This is a genomic window from Aeromonas sp. R4-1 (genome assembly GCF_040908325.1).
GTDB classification, from domain to species: domain Bacteria; phylum Pseudomonadota; class Gammaproteobacteria; order Enterobacterales; family Aeromonadaceae; genus Aeromonas; species Aeromonas veronii.
On record NZ_JBFODM010000031.1, the window covers coordinates 62,076 to 80,477 of the forward strand.

Below are 18,402 nucleotides of genomic sequence, written 5' to 3' on the forward strand. Positions count from 1 at the left end.
TACGTTGCCAACAAAATAAGATACCGGATAATAAAGGGAAACCGTCCATGACAACAAGGGATAGCCTCCATGCAGGAACAGTTCTTCAGCGTCACTCATGCCACGCCGGTCAATGTGATCCCCATGCCGGCCGACTTCCACCTCCCCTCGCTGGAGGAGCTGGACGCTGAGCTGCCGGAGCCCTTTCGGATCTCTTCGGCCATTACCTCCATCGATCTGGTGACCACCCGCCTGCTGCGCAACCAGAACGAGTCGATGCACGATCTGATCGAGATCGTCAATCAGCAGTCCCGCAAGATCGATATGATTATGGGCTATGTGCTCTCCCTGCAGGACCATCCGGAGCAGCGCTTTCACACCCTGCGCTTCGGGGCTGGCCAGCTCACCTACCTGCACCCCTATCATGATCACGGGGCTGCGCCGCACCTGCACCAGATCGTGCGCCTCAAGATCTTCCTGCGGGAAGAGGCGGCAGCGATCTACTGCTATGGCCAGGTCAAACAGCTCGACGGCGGTGAACATGGCACCCATGTGCAGCTCGACTATGTGCGGATCCGCGAAGATGACCGCGAACTGCTGGTTCGTGCCAGCCTCCACGTGCAATCGAAGCAGCTCAAGCTGCGCGCCCAAGAACGTCAGCGCTAACCAGAGCGAACGTCAGCGATAGATAACGTCAACGTTAAAAGAATCGAACCATGCCAATGACACTCCCCGCCTTGCCCGCCAAAGCGGGCCAAAAGATCACGCTCGGCCAGCTGGTCGGCAGCAGCCTCTCGCTGATTGCAGCCCGTCTCACCCGTGAAGCCAAGGGGCCGGTACTGCTTATCACCGCCGATACCCCGAGCGCCCTGCGCCTGGAGCAGGAGCTACAGTACTTGCTGGCAGACAAGCAGCTAGCCGATCAGTCTGCGCCGGTATTGCTGTTCCCCGATTGGGAGACCCTGCCCTACGACACCTTCTCCCCCCATCAGGACATCATCTCCCAGCGGCTCGAGACGCTCTACAAGCTGCCGCAGATGAGCAAGGGGGTACTCATTGTCCCCATCTCCACCCTGATGTTGCGCTGCGCCCCCCGGGTCTATCTCGACAAATACAGCCTGATGGTGAAGGCCGGCCAGCGCCTCAACCTGCAACAGCTGCGCGGGCGCCTCGCCGAAGCGGGTTACGTGGCGGTGGATCAGGTGCTGGAACATGGCGAATTTGCCGCCCGCGGCTCCCTGCTCGATCTCTTCCCCATGGGCAGTAGCAGCCCCTATCGCATCGACTTCTTCGACGATGAAGTGGACTCCATCCGCCCATTCGATCCCGAAACCCAGCGCTCCAGCGAACCGGTCAAGGCGGTCAGCCTGCTGCCCGCTCGGGAATACCCCACCGACGAGGCGGCCATCGAACTGTTTCGCGGCCAGTTCCGTGAGCAGTTCGAGCTGTCGCGGGCCGAGGGCTCCGTCTATCAGGAGGTGAGCAAGGGGCGCTGGCCCGCCGGCATCGAGTATTATCTGCCGATCTTCTTCAACCAGACCGCCAGCCTGTTTGACTACCTGCCGGAAGAGACCCTGCTGCTCACTGTGGGGGACATCTACCCCGCCGCCCAGCGCTTCTGGAACGACATCGGCCAGCGCTATGAAGACAGACGCTGGGACAACACCCGCCCACTGCTGCCACCGGCCCAGCTCTATCTGCCGGTGGAGCAGCTCTTTGCCTCCCTCGGCCAATATGGCGCGGTGCGGCTGCAAGAGGCCGCCACCGCCGGTGATGCCGGTCAGCACGATCTGCCCATCTCCGCGCTGCCCGATCTGCAACTCGATCACAGCAAGGAGCAACCCCTGCTGGCGCTCAACCAGTTCCTACAAGGTTTTGCCGGACGCACCCTGTTTGCAGTGGAGTCCGAAGGACGGCGGGAGGTGCTCGGCGATCTGCTGGCGCGTATCTCGCTGCAGCCCAAGGAATTCCCCTCTCTCGACGCCTTTATGGTGAGCCCTGATCGACACGGCCTGCTGGTTGCCCCCCTTGAGCGTGGCTTCCTGTGGCATGAGGCCGGTCAGGATCCACTGGCGTTGATCACCGAGACCGAACTGCTGGGCGGCAAGGTGCGCAGCAAACGGGCGCGAGAGAAGAGCAAAAACTTAAGCTCCGATGCGGTGATCAGAAACCTGGGCGAGCTGACCCAGGGTCAGCCGGTGGTCCATCTGGATCACGGGGTCGGCCGCTATCTGGGACTGGAAACTATCGATGCCGGTGGCCTGCCCACCGAGTTTTTGACCCTCGAATATGCCGGCGGCGACAAGCTGTTTGTACCGGTCACCAGTTTGCACCTTATCAGCCGCTACACCGGCTCTGATAACCCGCCCAGCCACAAGCTGGGTGGCGAAGCCTGGAGCAAGGCGCGGCGCAAGGCGGCGGAGAAGGTGCGCGACGTGGCAGCCGAGTTGCTGGATGTCTACGCTCATCGCGCCGCTCGCGCCGGTTTTGCCTTCAAGCACGACAAAGAGGCCTATCGCCAGTTTGCCGCCAGCTTCCCGTTCGAGGAGACCGACGATCAGCTCAACGCCATCAATGCGGTGCTGGGGGACATGTGCCAAGCCAAGAGCATGGACCGACTGGTGTGCGGCGACGTGGGTTTCGGCAAGACCGAAGTGGCTATGCGGGCGGCGTTTGTGGCCGTGCATGGCGGCAAACAGGTCGCCGTGCTGGTACCCACCACCCTGCTGGCGCAACAGCACTACGACAACTTCCGCGACCGCTTCGCCAACTGGCCGGTGCGGGTCGAGGTGCTGAGCCGCTTCCGCTCCGCCAAGGAGCAGAGCGCTGTGATGAGGGAATTGGCTGAAGGCAAGGTGGACATCATCATCGGCACCCACAAGCTGCTCGGCTCCGAACTCACTTTCAAGGATCTGGGGCTGCTCATCGTCGATGAGGAGCACAGATTCGGGGTGCGCCAGAAGGAGAAGATCAAGGCGCTGCGGGCCGATGTGGATATCCTCACTCTCACCGCTACCCCCATTCCGCGCACCCTCAACATGGCGATGTCCGGCATGCGGGATCTCTCCATCATCGCCACCCCGCCTGCCAAGCGACTCGCCATCAAGACCTTCGTGCGCCAGCACGAACCGGCGGTGGTGCGCGAAGCGGTACTGCGGGAACTCAAGCGCGGCGGTCAGGTCTACTACCTGCACAACGACGTGGAAAGCATCGAGAAGTGCGCCACCGATCTTGCCGAATTAGTGCCGGAGGCCCGCATCGGCATCGCCCACGGCCAGATGCGCGAGCGCGACCTTGAGCGGATCATGTCCGACTTCTACCACCAGCGCTTCAACCTGCTGGTCTGCACCACCATTATCGAGACCGGTATCGACGTACCGAGCGCCAACACCATCATCATGGATCGGGCGGATCATCTCGGTCTGGCCCAACTGCACCAGCTGCGGGGCCGGGTTGGCCGCTCCCACCATCAGGCCTACGCCTACCTGCTCACCCCCCATCCCAAGCTGATGACCAAGGATGCGGCGAAGCGGCTGGAGGCGATCGCCTCGCTTGAAGATCTCGGCGCCGGTTTTGCGCTGGCGACCCACGACCTGGAGATCCGTGGCGCAGGCGAACTGCTCGGCGACGATCAGAGCGGTCAGATCGAATCGGTCGGCTTCACCCTCTATATGGAGATGCTGGAGCAGGCGGTCGAGGCGCTGAAGAATGGCAAGGAGCCATCGCTGGAGCAGCTGATGAGCCAGCACACCGAGGTGGAGCTGCGCCTGCCTGCGCTGCTGCCGGATGACTATATTCCGGACGTCAATATGCGCCTCTCCATGTACAAGCGGATCGCCAGCGCGGCGGACGAGCAGGAGCTGCGGGAGCTGAAAGTGGAGCTGATCGACCGCTTTGGCCTCTTGCCGGAGGCGACCAAAACCCTGCTGGAGCTGGCGGCCTTCCGTCAGCGTGCCACCGCCCTTGGCATTCGCCGGGTGGAGATGAGCGAGCGTGGCGGCTATCTCGACTTCACCCAGGAGACTAAGGTCAATCCGGCCTATCTGGTCAAGCTGCTCTCCAGCCAGCCAAGGGTCTACAAGATGGACGGGCCGACCCGGCTGCGCTTCCAGGTGCCGACCCAGGATCGCGCCATGCGCCTGAAACTGGTGGATGGTTTGCTGGCTGATCTGGCCAGCAACAGCCTGTGAGTCTCTGCAACGCTAGCGGCGAGCCAGAGAGATAATGCCAACTAAAACGGGAGCCAAATCGGCTCCCGTTTTGTTTACGTTGGCTGGTGATTAGCGTCTCCCTTCTCTCCTTGTGGGAGAAGGGTCGGGGATGAGGGGGGCAGTGAAAACCATTCCCCTCACCCTGCCCTATCCCAGGGGGGAGAGGGAGTCGCGCCGGTAAATGTTGGGCTTCGCTGTGCTCAGCACCAACCTACACCTCTGACGATCAGCCCTGGTTGGCTGGAGCCTCATGGGCGGAGAACTCGCGCATAAAGGCCTCGGCGCGCTCCACCATCTTGGTCGAGCCAACAAAGTAAGGGGTACGCTGGTGCAGCGCGGTGGGCTGGATATCCATGATGCGGCCAAAGCCGTCGGAGGCCTTGCCACCGGCCTGCTCCACCAGAAACGCCATCGGGTTGCACTCATAGAGCAGCCGCAGCTTGCCATTCGGCGAGTTGGTGCCGGACGGATAGATGTAGATGCCGCCCTTGAGCAGGTTGCGATGGAAATCAGAGACCAGGGAGCCGATATAGCGGGAGGTGTAAGGTCTGTGGGTCGCCTCGTCGCGCTCCTGGCAATATTTGAGGTACTTCTTCACCCCATCCGGGAACTTGATGTAGTTGCCCTCGTTGATGGAGTAGATCTTGCCCTCTTCCGGAATGCGGATGTTCTCGTGGGAGAGGCAGAAGCAGCCGATGGAGGGATCGTAGGTAAAGCCGTTGACGCCAAAACCGGTGGTGTAGACCAGCATGGTGGAGGAGCCGTAGACCACATAACCGGCGGCGACCTGACGGTTGCCCGGTTGCAGGAAGTCCTCCAGGGTCACCGGCGAACCCTGCGGGCTCAAACGGCGGTAGATGGAGAAGATGGTCCCGACCGAGACGTTGACGTCGATATTGGAGGAGCCATCGAGCGGGTCGATCAGCACCACATACTTGGAGTTTTTGGAGAGTGGCGAGTCAAAGGCCACGAAGTCCTCTTCCTCTTCCGAGGCCATGCCGCACACCTCGCCGCGCGCTTCCAGCGCCGCCTTGAAGCGTTCGTTGGCATAGACATCCAGCTTCTGCTGCACCTCGCCCTGAACGTTTTCAGCGCCCATGGAACCGATGATATCCGCCAGTCCCGCCTTGTTGATCTCCCGGTTCACCACCTTGGCAGCAAGGCGGATCGAGCTGAGCAACGAGGTCAGCTCGCCGGTCGCGGTAGGATAATCCGCCTGCTTTTTGACGATGAACTCACCCATGGTGATCATGTTTCGCATTTTTGTTCCTTTAGATCGCATCCGTTGGCGTTGAAAACGTTTGCAGGCATCGGCAAAAAAAATGCCGATCACCGGCGGCCTTGATTTGTAACCTAATGTAACGTCTGTTTTTTGTTTTTGCAGCGAATTAAGCGGCCTATTAAATAGACTATTTCGCCTAACGTTATGGTAAAAGACGCGTTTTATTCGGTTTCAATCGATAACTTTCAGCCCCTTAATTCGTGGCAATAACCTGCTGCAAGCCATGAGTTGACTGGCCTTGAGCCATTAAAAATGGAGTCTGATGGGCCTGCCGTTCTCTCAGCCATTGCCTCTTGAGATCCGATCGCCAATCCAGCACACTGATTTCGCTTTGGAAGCAAATAAAACTCAAGGATTATCAATGAACAAGACTCTCATTGCCGGCATGGTAGCCGGACTGTTTGCCCTTCCCGCCTGGGCTGCCCAGGTGCCTGCCGGTACCAAGCTGCTGCCGGATGCCCAACAAATCTACGTGACCAATATCGGCACTGAACCCACCACCATCGACCCCCAGCTGGTAGAAGAGACCGCCGGTAGTGCCATCGTCAACGATCTGTTTGAAGGGCTCTATGAGCTGGATAATACCGGCAAGATCAAACCAGCAGGCGCCGTCAGCTACGAGGTCGACAAGACAGGTACCGTCTACACCTTCAAGCTGAGGCCCGAGGCCAAGTGGTCAAACGGTGAACCGGTCACCGCCGCCGATTATGTCTACGGCTGGCAACGGGCGGCCGATCCCAAGACGGCCTCCAACTACGCCTGGTTTATCGAGTTGACCGGAGTGGTCAATGCAAGCGAGGTGACACAGGGCAAGAAGAGCCCGTCAGAACTCGGGATCAAGGCGCTCGATGACCACACCCTGCAGGTCACCCTGAAAAATCCGGTCCCCTTCTTCCTGAAGACGCTGGCCCACTACACCACGTTCCCGGCCCCCAAGGCCACCATTGAAAAATACGGCAAGGATTGGGTCAAACCGGGCAATATCGTCTCCAACGGTGCCTTTGTACTCAAGGAGTGGACCCCCAACGAGCGGCTGAGTGCCGAGCGCAATACCCACTACTGGAACAACCAGCACACCGTCCTGAACAAGGTGATCTATCTGGAGATCGTCTCGGAAACCGCCGCCTACAACCGCTATCGCACCGGCGAGCTGCACTACACCACTTATCCGCTGGAGCAATACAAACAGCTCAAGAGCAAGAGCCCGGAAGAACTGGTCAGCGTCCCCACGCTGGCCAGCTATTACTATGTCTTCAATACCCAGCGCAAACCGTTCGATGACCCGAAAGTACGCAAGGCGCTCTCGCTCGCCATCGACCGGGAGACTATCACCGACAAGATCCTGGGGCAGGGACAAATTGCCGCATATAGCTTCACGCCCCCCATTGTGGACGGTTTTGAATTGAAAAAACCGGCCAGCCAGCTGCAGAGTAAAGAGGAGCGGATCAAGCAAGCCAAAGCCCTGTTGGCCGAAGCGGGTTATGGTCCGGACAAGCCACTCACAGTGGACATTCTCTACAACACCAACGAGAGCCACAAAAAGATTGCGCTGGCCGTCTCCTCCATGTGGAAACACAACCTGGGGGTCACTGCCACCCTCAACAACATGGAGTGGAAGACCATGGTCTCGGCACTCAACGAGGGGGATTTTGGCGTTAGCCGCTATGGCTGGAACGGGGATTATAACGACGCCTCCACCTTCCTCGATATCATGACCTCCAGCAGCAGTGCCAACAGCGGCAAGTGGTTCAACAAGGAGTACGACGCCCTGCTGGCCAAGGCCCACGACTCGCTGGATCCCGCTGAACGCAATGCCCTGTATCAACAGGCAGAGGCACTCATTGATGCGGATGCCCCCATCGCCCCCATCTATTTCTCGGTCAAATCCAGGTTGCTCAAGCCTTTCGTGAAAGGCTACCCCCACCTTAACCCGCAGGATGTGGTCTACAGCAAGGAGCTCTATCTGGTTGCCCAGTAACCGGCTAGGAGGATGTAACCATACTAAAGCGCCTGCATTGCTGCAGGCGCTTTTCATTGGCGGCCAAGCGGGCCATTGGGCCTACTTACACTTTCACGCAAGATTACTCTTCGGGACAAGAAGCCAGCACTACCCGGCGGCGACCCATCACCACCGGACGCACCAGCAGCTGTGCCAGCAAAACCCCCAGCAGGGTCAGACCGCCCCCGATCAGGTGATAGCTGGTCAGCCGCTCCCCCAGCAGGGTGATGGCAAGGCCAGCCGTCATCACCGGCAGCAGGTTCATAAAGATGGTGGTACGGTTGGCACCGAGCAGGGCGATGCCCTGCATCCAGAGCCAGGGCGAGAGCGCCGAGGTGGGGATACCGGCATAGAGGATCAGCCACAGGGCCCGGCCATCCGGCCACTGGCCATCCACCAGCAAAAAGAAGGGGGTCAGGATCACCACACTGCAGATCACCTGACCGTAGAGCAACGACCAGTTGTCGAGCCCCAGATCCCACTTCTTGAGCAGCACACTGTAAAGGGCATAAGTACCGGCCGAAATCAGCATATAGACAGAGCCGATATGAATGCCTTGGGTAAACAGCCGGGTCGGATCCCCCTGCCCCAGCAAGATAGACAAGCCAAGGATGGAAAGCAGCGCCCCCAGCACGGCGCCCCAGGTGGGCCGCTCGCGCAGCAGCCAGATGCTGAACAACACGGTCAGCAGCGGCGTCAGTCCCATCATCAACCCCATCTCGGTGGCTCCCAGAGTTTGCGCCGCGTAGTACCCAAAAGTCTGGTTGAGCACCATGCCCAGCGAAGCCAGCATGGCGATCTGCCAAAAACCGGCACGAATGCGGGCACGCGCACGCCATACCCGACGGGCCAGAAACGGGCTTAATACCAACGCAGCCACCACCCAGCGCGACCAGGCCAAGGCTGCCGGGGACAACACACCAACCGCCAGTTTGCTGACGATGCCATTGCCAGCCCAGATGGCAATGCAGGAGAAGGGAAACAGAAAGGCAAGGGGCATGAGCGGATCCAGACCGAAGAGACAACAGCGGGCCAGTATAGGGGGCGATGGGAGAGAAACAAAGGTGTGGGCCTGAACAGCCACATGGTGAACGCCAGTAGCCAGAAACAAATATGCCCGCAAAAGTGCGGGCATATCAGTGCAGAAACAGGTTCAGAAGCGCATCACGCGGCATCCATGTGCAGTCTGGAGATCAGCTCGTTGACCTCGGTGACTGTCTGGCGATGGGGAATATCCGCCGGATTCGGCATCAGCAACAAACCGGATTGGAAATCAAACCGCCCCCGACCATGGATGTAAATCCGACCTTTAAAGAAGGTTTTGACATGCTTTGCCACCATCAGTGGCAGGTACTTCTTGAACACTCTCATCGTTTGCAACCTCTTGCAGTTGTATCCGTATGACAGCAGCTTCTGCGAATTAATTCCGTAAAATATTTATAAAAATCCGGAAAACTCGCCCATCTCTTCCCAAAAAATTCAATCTATAACTTTTTATTAACTTTTAGCCTATTGTATGCGGCCCTTCGAGCCAGAGCAAGGCTCCTTTGCCATCGTGCCACTCGATACAAGCGATCCCCGAGGTGGCGAACATGGGTGCTCCTGCTGCCGGGCAGAGGCTTTGCACCAGATAACCCACCAGCGGCAGATGGCTGACCATCAGGATCTGGTCATGTTGTTCAGCCAAAGTGGTGAGGTAGCTGGCCACGAAAGCGGGATCACCGTAAGGGGTAATGTCGCCACTCTCTTCAACGGCTGCTGCGTCAGGTAATTCACTGCATATGGCTTGCCAGGTCTGGCGTGCCCGCAGATAGTTGCTGTGGATCACCCGATCCAGCGGGCCAATCAGCTGAGGCGCCAGCCAGCGGGCCATCTGGATAGACTCTTCAATACCCTGCTCGGTCAATGGACGCTGTTCATCTGTTTTCGCATTCATGCCAGCCTGGCCATGACGCATGATATAGATCTTCATTACAACCTCGCCCAACGGGCCTGTTTTGATAGCCGGGGGATCTTACCCCGCCACGGGTGTGGAAACAATTGCGCTACCTCTCAGAAAAGGGTTTGCCTGACGGGATAGCGGGGTCGATAATCATGTTTAAATTCAAATAAATCCAACGTGAGTCACACGCCAATGAGCCCATATGCCAGTCCCAATGACCATCGGCAATACCATTTTCTGGAGCTGGCCAACCGGCTCAGGGTCTTGTTGATTTGTGATCCCGACACAGACAAATCCGCCGCCTCGCTGGCGGTCAATACCGGCCATTTTGACGATCCCGCCGACCGGCAGGGAATGGCCCATTTTCTGGAGCACATGCTGTTTCTCGGCACCTGCACCTACCCCAAGCCTGGTGAGTACCAGCAATTTATGAGCCGTCATGGCGGCAGCAACAACGCCTGGACCGGCACCGAGTTCACCAACTTCTTCTTCGAGATCGACAACGGCTTCTTCGAAGCGGGGCTGGATCGCTTCTCCCAGTTCTTTATCTGCCCCACCTTTGATCCGGAGTGGGTGGACAAGGAGCGCAACGCGGTCGACTCCGAGTATCGCCTCAAACTGCAGGACGACATGCGCCGCAGCTATCAGGTGCATAAAGAGACGGTCAACCCGGCGCACCCCTTCTCCAAGTTCTCGGTGGGCAACCTCGATACCCTGGCCGATCTGCCGGGACGGGATCTGCGCTCCGACCTTATCCGTTTTTACGAAAGCCACTACAGCGCGGATCGCATGGCGCTGGTGATGATCTCGCCGGAATCCATCGATACCCAGTTGCAGTGGTGCTGTCGCTACTTTGCTCCCATTTTGAATCGCAATTTGGGAACCCCGACCCTCACCATGCCACTCTACCGGCTCGATGATCTCGGCGTGCGCATCCACATCAACCCGGTCAAGGAGACCCGCAAGCTGTCGCTCAGCTTCCCCTTGCCCAATGTGGACGAGTTTTACGACAAAAAGCCCCTCACCTTCCTGAGCCATCTGATCGGTTATGAGGGGGATGGCAGCCTGCTCTCCCTGCTCAAGGCGAAAGGCTGGGTCAACCAGCTCTCGGCGGGCGGTGGCATCAGCGGCGCCAACTTCAAGGATTTTGGCGTCAACTTCGGCCTCACCCCTCTGGGCCTTAAGCATGTGGACGACATCCTCGCCGCCCTGTTTGGTTATCTGAAACTGATCGGCCGCGAAGGGCTGCAGAGCTGGCGCTATGACGAAAAACGGACCGTACTCGAATCGGCGTTCCGTTTTCAGGAGCGCGGCCGCCCCCTCGATACGGTGTCGGGGCTGGTGCTCAACCTCTTTAGCTACAAACCAGAGGATCTGCTCTACGGCGACTACATGATGCGCGAATATGACGAGGGGCTGATCCGCCGCTTCCTCGCCAAGCTCACCCCGCACAATTTGCGTATCACCATCACTGCGCCGGAAGTGGCGACCGATCGGCTGGCCCGCTGGTATCAGACCCCCTACAGCGTGGCGACCATTACCGAGGCCGAGAAAATTCGCTGGCAGCAGAGAGAGCCGGATCCGGCGCTGGCGCTGCCCAAGCCCAACCCCTTTATCAGCAGCCGGCTCGATCCGCGCACGCCAGAGCTTGCCGCCGACATGCCCGCCTGCCTTATCGATCGCCCCGGTTTTCGCCTCTGGCACCTTCATGAGCACCTGTTCAGCGTGCCCAAGGGCAATCTCTATATCTCCATCGACAGCGAACATGCGGTCAAAAATCCGCGCAATATCGCCATGGCGCGCCTCGCCGTGGAGCTGTTGGCAGACCACCTCAACGCCCTCACCTATCCGGCGGAGCTGGCGGGGCTGGGCTACCAGATCTATGCCCATCAGGGGGGCTTTACCATCAACCTGAGCGGCTTTGCCGACAAGCAGCCACTCTTGCTCGACATGATCCTCGGCAACCGCACCCTGGGGTATCCGGATCCGGGCCGCTTCGCCGAGATCAAAGAGCAGCTCATTCGCAACTGGGACAACCAGTCCAAGGCGCGCCCCATCTCCCAGCTCTTTAACCAGCTCACCAGTTTGCTGCAACCGAACAACCCGCCGTTCGAGCAGTTGCTGCGCCACCTGCGCACCGTCGAGCTGGAGGAGATGCCCGGCTTCGTGGCCCAGCTGTTTGGCGAGGTGCATGTCGAGGCATTGGTGCATGGCGACTGGACTGCCGCCGAAGCACTGGAGCTGGCCGCCCTGATGGAGCGCCACCTGAGCGACATCAATGGCACCAGCAGCAAGCCGAGCGGCGAGACCCGCCGCCCGCTCATCTCCATTCAGGACAGGGGCACCCTTATTCGCGAGCAGGGTTGCGATCACGAAGACTCGGCACTGCTGGTCTACTACCAGTCCCGAACCACCCGTGCGCGGGATCTCGCCTGCTTCACTCTGGCGAACCACATCATGTCCTCTACCTTCTTTCACGAGCTGCGCACCCGCCAGCAACTGGGTTATGTGGTGGGCGCCGGTAACCTGCCCCTCAATCGCCATCCGGGCCTGATCTTCTATATCCAGTCGCCGGTGGCAGGGCCGCAGATCCTGCTCGATGCAGTGGAGGAGTTTATCGACCTCTTCCCGCTCGCCATGCTCGAATTCACCGAGCAGCAGTGGCAGGAAAGCAAGGCGGGGCTGCAAGCCCAGCTGAGCGAGCGGGATGCCAATCTGCGCAGTCGCGGTCAGCGGCTGTGGGTCAGCATCGGTAACAAGGATCTGGGGTTTGATCAGCGCGAAAGAGTCTGCGACGAGGTGGGCAAGTTGAGCCGCGCCGATCTGGTGCGCTTTATCACCCAGCTGCGCTCGCGCACCTCCGATCGGCTGATCCTCTGCAGCTATGGTCAGGGGCACGAACATGACGAGCGGATCACCGGCCAGTTTATCGATGATCCACGGGCATTTCGGCTCAATGCCGCCACCTTCGAGGCCTGATCAGGCCTCGCACTCCCCCGTTTTTCCATTCCCACGGCAAATCGCAGGCAATAAAAAGCCGACCCATCAGGGTCGGCTGGAAAAACCATAACAATTGCGACCAAAGCCGCCAAAAGTGAACATGAGCGTGAAAATCAGACACTGAGTTGCTGATCAGCAAGCGGGAAAGACCCGATACTCGCTTTGCAATGCCAACAGTGATTGAGAAACAGCCTCATATTAGGCACTCCCCCCATCAGTCACGTTGATCTACGTCAAAGGAGGTAGCGAAGAGCATGCAGCCCGACGATTTGTCGGCGCAGATCCCCCTTTGGCCGCCCGTTAGCTGCCCGTTAGCCACGGCGAACAAGTCGGTAGGCTACCTCATCGAAGTAGGAGAGCTGACCCGACAGCACCCGCGGGTGATCCACCTCGGCGGCGCGCCCCAGCACCTCGATACGAAAATCGCGCTCGAACAGGGCTCGCACCTCCATCTCACCCACCGAGAAGGGGGGCTGACTCTGCTGTTCAGGCTGATATTCAAGGGTCACCAGCAGGATCTGGCCACCAGTCTCGACCAGCGAACTGATCAGGGCTGCATACTGGCGGCGCATCGCGGTCGGCAGGGCGATCAGCGCCGCGCGGTCATAGACCAGCCGGTAACGGCGACCCAGACTGGGAGCGGCGAAAAAATCTCCCTGAAAAATGCGCAGGCTGTCCACTTGATGGCACTGATAAGGGCCCACTTCGCTCACGGTCGCGGCGAGCTGGTTTTCACTGAAGAACTGGCTGACGGCAAGGCTCGATAGCTCGAAACCGTCGACCGGATGGCCCTGAGCGCTCAGCCAGAGCATGTCGCGGGACTTGCCGCACAGGGGAACCAGCACCGGCTCGTCCGCTTGCTGGGCTGACCACCAGGATTGCAGCCAGTGGTTGAAGTCCGCCTGATGAAAGCCAATCCGGTTCTCTTCCCAACGCTGATGCCAAAACGCAGCTTCCATCGTTATTACCCTTCTGTACTAAAGATGCCTCAATATCACAACTTAACCGGCACCGCGCAACCCTCTGCCCTTCCCTTTTTGCCGCGCAGCCTCTGCGTGTTATCGAGCGAATGACGGGACATCCCCTTGCCGTGCGCCTCGCTGTCGCAATGAGCGCTATTGGGTACGTTTATAACGGGCAGAGGCATACCAACCCATGTAAAAACGTCATGGGTGTATGGCGATGAAGGAATGAAAGGAATGAAAGGAATGAAAGGAATGAAAGGAATGAAAGGAATGAAAGGAATGAAAGGAATGAAAGGAATGACGTTGGCAGGCCAAAACGTGCCTGCCAACGCCAGAAAGATCACGACAGCGTGGCGCGAGCGGCCGCCAGCTGACGCTCGATATAAGCAAAATCGGGACGATCGGCGGGGAGTTCCGAGAGACAGGCCGCTTTGAGTTGATGCAACCCATCGAGCGGTGAGCCTTGCGTATCGCAATGGGCCAGCAGCTCCTCCAGCAGGCAGCCAAAGGCGCGCACTTCCAACCGCTCAAGTCCTTCGGCCCGCTCGCGGTCGCAGCGGTCATACAAAGAGGCGGCACCGAAATCCCCCAGCAGGGCGCGAGCCGGGGCGTCAGGCCCGCGGGTAAACAGAATATTGTGGCCGTAGAGATCCCCGTGCATGATGCCCGCGCGATGCAGATGGCCCGCCACCGAGGCGATGCCGTGGGCCATCGCCAGCGCATCCGGCACACTCAGATGCAGCCCCTCGGGATAGACATCCCGGGTGCAGGAGTCCAGGCTCGGCGGCCCGGCCAGATTGGCAAAGGCCGGGTCGATCAGCTCCATCACCAGCGCCGGAATGCCGGAGGGGTGCTCCGCCACCTTGCCTATCACCTTGATAAGGTTGGGATGAGTGCCCGCCGCCAGCGATGCCGCCATCTCGCAGCGGGGTAGCCCGTCGCTGGTCACCGCCCCCTTGAACTGCTTGACCGCCACCTGATTGCCATCGCCTCTATCGCTCGCCTGAGTCACTTCATCAGCAGGATTAGCCACTAGGGTGGCGCGATGGATAACGCCGGATGCTCCCTGCCCCAGCAGCTCGCCCAGCGCCAGCGTCTCCCAGGCAAGGGGCGCGACATGGGCATCATCGATGGCCCGCGTCTCCTCCCCTTCGCTAAAGGGGTTGCCGGAGCAGGCGAGCCAGGAAAGGCGCGGCAGCGAGAGCAGCCACTCGGGGAAGCGTTCGATGCGGTTGGCGGCGATGCGCAGCAGCTCAAGACGGCGGCAGTTGGCAAGGCTTGCCGGCAGCCCGCGCAGGCGGTTGCCCGCCAGCATCAGCTTTTGCAGGGCGTCGCACTGGCCCAGCTCATCAGGCAGTTGCTCAATTGCGTTATCGGTCAGGATCAGCCAGCGCAAACCGGCGGGCAGCGCCCTGGCCGAGACGGTGGCAATCCGGTTGGCCTTAAAGCCCACCATGGTGAGCGCCGGGCAACTCCCCAGCACCTCGGGCAGCTCGGTAAAGCGGTTCTCGGAGCAGAAGATGATGCGCAGTTTGCCAAACCCGGCCAGCTCGTCGGGGAGCGCGCTTAGCTGGTTGCCGGTGAGATCCAGCACCTCCAGCGTCTCTTTCAGGCTCAAAATCTCGGGGGGGAAAACCGCGAGGTTTTCAGAGAGCTTCAGATGGCGGGCACCGCACAGTTCACCTGCGCGCAGCTGTTCCAGAGTATGCATAACCGTTTCTCAATCCTGATGATCTGCCTGATGACGTAGCCAGCCATCAGCGCGCGCCGAACCCGGGTCCGGCGGTTTTAAAGGGGGGCATTATAAAGAATTCGGGGCTCAGTTCTCCCCTTTTGTTGCCGCAAAGGCCTGTATCGACATGTAGCAAAACGACTCGGGAACAAAGAGAGCAAGATTCGGGTCGTTCCAGCGAGGAGTGGTTGCCATAGTGGGGGCCAAACCCAAGTCGGTTGGAACCTATTGGAGTTCCAACCCACAGCCAACCCTGTGTACCACTTAGCTGGCGCACAACACACCTGCGAGGGAACTGCCATGTCATTACTGTCCAACAAGGTCGCCATCATCACCGGCGCCAGCTCCGGCATCGGTCGCGCCAGCGCCATCCTGTTTGCCCGGGAGGGAGCAAGCGTCGTCGTCGGCGCCCGCCGCAAGCCCGAACTGGATCTGCTGGTGGAGGAGATCCGCCATGAAGGGGGCCAGGCGGTGAGTCTGGCGGGAGATGTGAAAAGCGAGACTTACGCCCGCGACCTGGTTGATCTCGCGTTAACCCGTTTCGGCGGGCTCGATATCGCCTTCAACAACGCAGGTACCACAGGCACGCCGGGCAGCGTAGAGGAGCTTGAGCTGACGCAGTGGCAAGAAACGCTGGATACCAACCTCACCAGCGCCTTTGTGGGGGCCAAGTACCAGATCCCCGCCATGCTGGCGCGTGGCGGCGGCTCGCTTATTTTTACCTCCACCTTCGTCGGCCATACCCTGGGGCTGCCCGGCATGGCGGCCTATGCGGCAAGCAAGGCGGGCCTCATTGGCCTGACCCGGGTGCTAGCTGCCGAGTATGGGACACAAGGGGTGCGGGTCAACGCCCTGCTGCCGGGGGGCACCGACACTCCCATGGGGCAGGCTTTTGCCAATACGCCAGAGAGTCTCGCCTTTGTGCAGAATATGCATGCCCTCAAACGGCTGGCCCAACCGGAGGAGATGGCCCGCTCGGCCCTCTATCTCGCGTCCGATGCATCCAGCTTTACCACCGGCATTGCACTGCTGGCCGATGGTGGGGTATCAATTTGTCGCACATGATGTTGTCGCCCCCAACAGACTGCGACCGCAAACTTATCGTGAGAGCGCCTTATGTCTGATTACGCCCGCATCGCCGATGCCATCCGTTTTATCGCAAGTCAGGTGGAGCGCCAGCCCACTCTGGACGAGATAGCGGCGCACGTGCACTTAAGCCCCTTTCACTTCCAGCGGCTGTTCAGCCGCTGGGCCGGGGTGACGCCCAAACGCTATCTGCAGGTGCTGACCCTGGAGCGGGCCAAGGCGCTGCTGCAGGAGTCACGCCCCCTGCTTGAGGTGGCCGATACCCTGGGCCTTAGCAGCGGCTCGCGGCTCTACGATCACTTCGTGCAGCTCGAAGCGGTGACGCCGGGCGAGTACAAGCAGCGCGGGGCCGGGCTGGTTATCGATCACGGGGTGCACGACACCCCCTTCGGCCAGGCATTCGTCGCCCTGACCCCGCGGGGGGTGTGCAACTTCTCGTTTCTCGATGAAAAGGCCCCAGAGGCGCCGCTGGCCACCCTCGCCCAGCACTGGCCTGCGGCAACGCTGCAAGAAGCACCATCACGCACTCAAGGGGTCATCAACACCATGTTCGATGGCAGCAAGGCGCCGGATCGCCCCATCTCCTTGCACGTGAGCGGCACCAACTTTCAGATCAGCGTCTGGCGGGCGCTGCTGCAGATCCCGCCCGCCAAGGTGGTGAGCTACGCCCAGGTGGCGAGCGCCGTCGGCAACCCCAAAGCCGCCCGCGCCGTGGGGCTGGCGGTGGGCGCCAACCCCGTCGCCTTGATGATCCCCTGCCACCGGGTCATCCAGCAAAACGGCAAACTCGGCGGCTATCACTGGGGCGAGACCCGTAAACAGGCGATACACGCCTGGGAAGCGGCGAGGTATGAGTGAATGTGGCCTTTTTCTGCCCGCCTGATGAGGAAAACAGGAATCTTGGTAGTGAGTCAGCAGCCTATCAGGCAGCACCCGACAGCGTGTGGCGATATAAAGCGAGGAGATCAGAAGAATCGGGGCGCAGATCGCCCCTTTTGTTGCTTTGGCGAGGCATGGTGCTCAGCCGCCCCCCAGCGAATTGACGAAGAGACGTAGGGTGCAATAAGCGCAGCGCATTGCACCGCTTTCAGAGCAGGGCGGGATCGCACTTTGTTAATGAAATTTGAACAGGCAGATCGTCTGTGATCTAATCGCGTCTCCATGCAGGAGGCACGCGCTATGACGTTGATTGAACACCTTACCCTTGTCGAAGAAACTCGCTCTGAGATCAATCGTAAACATAACCTGGTTGATGTCATGTTCCTTGTCATCAGTGCCATCATGAGTGGTGCCGAGGGCTGGAATGACATCGAAACCTATGGCGATTCAAAGATCGATTGGCTCCGTCAGCATCGCCCCTTTGCCAACGGCATCCCGCGGCGTCACACGGTTGCCCGCATTCTGCGCTGCATTGTCATCGATACCTTGCTTGAAGCGTTGCTGTGCTGGGTCAATGAACAGCGCACTCATCAGGGCAAACCCATCATTGCCTTTGATGGCAAGGTGTTACGCGGCTCCTTTCGGGGAAATGCCAAGGATGCGCTTCAGTTGGTCACGGCTTACGATACCGAAAATGGGCTGGTGTTAAGCCAGAAAGCAACCCCTAACAAGAAGGGGGAAATCGAAACCGTCAAAGATATGCTGGACATTCTTGAGCTAAAAGGAGCCGTTGTCACACTCGATGCGTTGCATTGTCAGCGTGAGACACTGGAGAAAATCAGCGAGAAGAAGGCTCATGTAGTGGTACAGGTCAAGAATAATCAACCGAAGCTGTATCAAGCGGTTCAATCGCAATTCCAGTCACTGTTTGACGCCCAGAAAGAGAAGATTGTCGTCGAGCACAAAGAGAGTGGACATGGCCGCCAGGAAGAGCGTTATGTGTTTCAATTAAAAGCCAAATTACCGCCAGAGTTGACGGAGAAATGGCCGACAATCCGCAGCATCATTGCCGTTGAGCGTCACCGCAGCGCCAACGGAAAAGGAACGGTAGATACCTCTTACTATGTCAGCTCGTTATCCCCCAAGCACAAGCTGCTAGGGCACTATATACGGCAGCACTGGCGGATAGAGAACAGCCAGCATTACATTCTTGATGTGGTGTTCAACGAGGATGCTTCCAGGATAGCGATGGAGGATGCGGTCGAGAATATGGCGCTATTCCGGCGGTTCGTATTGAATATCGTAAAACAGAGCAATTGTGGTGCTC

The 18,402-nt window shown here is 59.3% G+C and carries 13 protein-coding genes; 7 read left to right on the forward strand and 6 right to left on the reverse strand.

Features of this window, described 5'->3' with window-relative positions; all coding sequences use genetic code 11:
• Positions 1-69 precede the first annotated feature (69 nt).
• Together AB5Y90_RS04150 and mfd are read left to right on the forward strand one after the other, a co-directional pair.
• The gene (locus AB5Y90_RS04150; protein WP_005336991.1) at positions 70-645 is read left to right on the forward strand and encodes a hypothetical protein; all 576 of its coding nucleotides are present in this window, start codon (positions 70-72) and stop codon (positions 643-645) included.
• A 56-nt stretch (positions 646-701) separates the two neighbouring features.
• On the forward strand, positions 702-4,169 hold the full coding sequence (gene mfd / locus AB5Y90_RS04155) for a transcription-repair coupling factor (protein WP_307896861.1): 3,468 nt from the start codon (positions 702-704) through the stop codon (positions 4,167-4,169).
• Between the two features lie 247 nt (positions 4,170-4,416).
• Here mfd and fbp read toward each other — a convergent pair whose 3' ends face one another.
• Positions 4,417-5,451, reverse strand: a complete 1,035-nt coding sequence (fbp, locus tag AB5Y90_RS04160; RefSeq protein ID WP_139459539.1) for a class 1 fructose-bisphosphatase — start codon at positions 5,449-5,451, stop codon at positions 4,417-4,419.
• A gap of 382 nt (positions 5,452-5,833) precedes the next feature.
• Here fbp and AB5Y90_RS04165 point away from each other — a divergent pair, with 382 nt between their 5' ends.
• Positions 5,834-7,450, forward strand: coding sequence for a peptide ABC transporter substrate-binding protein (locus AB5Y90_RS04165; RefSeq protein ID WP_139746884.1), 1,617 nt, complete (start codon positions 5,834-5,836; stop codon positions 7,448-7,450).
• Positions 7,451-7,553: 103 nt separating this feature from the next.
• Here AB5Y90_RS04165 and AB5Y90_RS04170 read toward each other — a convergent pair whose 3' ends face one another.
• The 3 genes from AB5Y90_RS04170 to sixA all read right to left on the reverse strand — a co-directional run bounded on the left by AB5Y90_RS04170 (position 7,554) and on the right by sixA (position 9,443).
• Complete coding sequence (locus AB5Y90_RS04170) at positions 7,554-8,471, reverse strand: DMT family transporter (protein ID WP_151286563.1); 918 nt, start codon at positions 8,469-8,471, stop codon at positions 7,554-7,556.
• 164 nt (positions 8,472-8,635) lie between these two features.
• On the reverse strand, positions 8,636-8,842 hold the full coding sequence (locus tag AB5Y90_RS04175) for a DUF1107 domain-containing protein (RefSeq protein WP_005336998.1): 207 nt from the start codon (positions 8,840-8,842) through the stop codon (positions 8,636-8,638).
• A 133-nt stretch (positions 8,843-8,975) separates the two neighbouring features.
• Complete coding sequence (gene sixA, locus AB5Y90_RS04180) at positions 8,976-9,443, reverse strand: phosphohistidine phosphatase SixA (protein WP_021230584.1); 468 nt, start codon at positions 9,441-9,443, stop codon at positions 8,976-8,978.
• A 162-nt stretch (positions 9,444-9,605) separates the two neighbouring features.
• Here sixA and AB5Y90_RS04185 point away from each other — a divergent pair, with 162 nt between their 5' ends.
• The gene (locus AB5Y90_RS04185) at positions 9,606-12,392 is read left to right on the forward strand and encodes an insulinase family protein (RefSeq protein WP_368166599.1); all 2,787 of its coding nucleotides are present in this window, start codon (positions 9,606-9,608) and stop codon (positions 12,390-12,392) included.
• A 332-nt stretch (positions 12,393-12,724) separates the two neighbouring features.
• Here the strand turns inward: AB5Y90_RS04185 and AB5Y90_RS04190 are convergent, their stop codons facing one another.
• The gene (locus tag AB5Y90_RS04190; protein WP_005337003.1) at positions 12,725-13,372 is read right to left on the reverse strand and encodes a thiopurine S-methyltransferase; all 648 of its coding nucleotides are present in this window, start codon (positions 13,370-13,372) and stop codon (positions 12,725-12,727) included.
• 346 nt (positions 13,373-13,718) lie between these two features.
• Entirely contained in the window at positions 13,719-15,089 is a 1,371-nt protein-coding gene (locus AB5Y90_RS04195; protein ID WP_368166600.1) for a leucine-rich repeat-containing protein kinase family protein, read from the reverse strand.
• A 321-nt stretch (positions 15,090-15,410) separates the two neighbouring features.
• On the opposite strand from AB5Y90_RS04195, the gene AB5Y90_RS04200 reads away from it, so the two are divergent.
• From AB5Y90_RS04200 to AB5Y90_RS04210, 3 genes are all read left to right on the forward strand, one after another.
• Positions 15,411-16,175, forward strand: coding sequence for an SDR family oxidoreductase (locus AB5Y90_RS04200; RefSeq protein ID WP_368166601.1), 765 nt, complete (start codon positions 15,411-15,413; stop codon positions 16,173-16,175).
• Positions 16,176-16,226: 51 nt separating this feature from the next.
• A complete protein-coding gene (locus AB5Y90_RS04205; protein WP_236286977.1) occupies positions 16,227-17,054 on the forward strand; it encodes a bifunctional transcriptional activator/DNA repair enzyme AdaA in 828 nt (275 codons plus the stop codon).
• A gap of 321 nt (positions 17,055-17,375) precedes the next feature.
• Positions 17,376-18,402, forward strand: a 1,027-nt coding sequence (locus tag AB5Y90_RS04210; protein ID WP_368166602.1) for an ISAs1-like element ISAs1 family transposase, incomplete at its 3' end; no start/stop codon positions are given.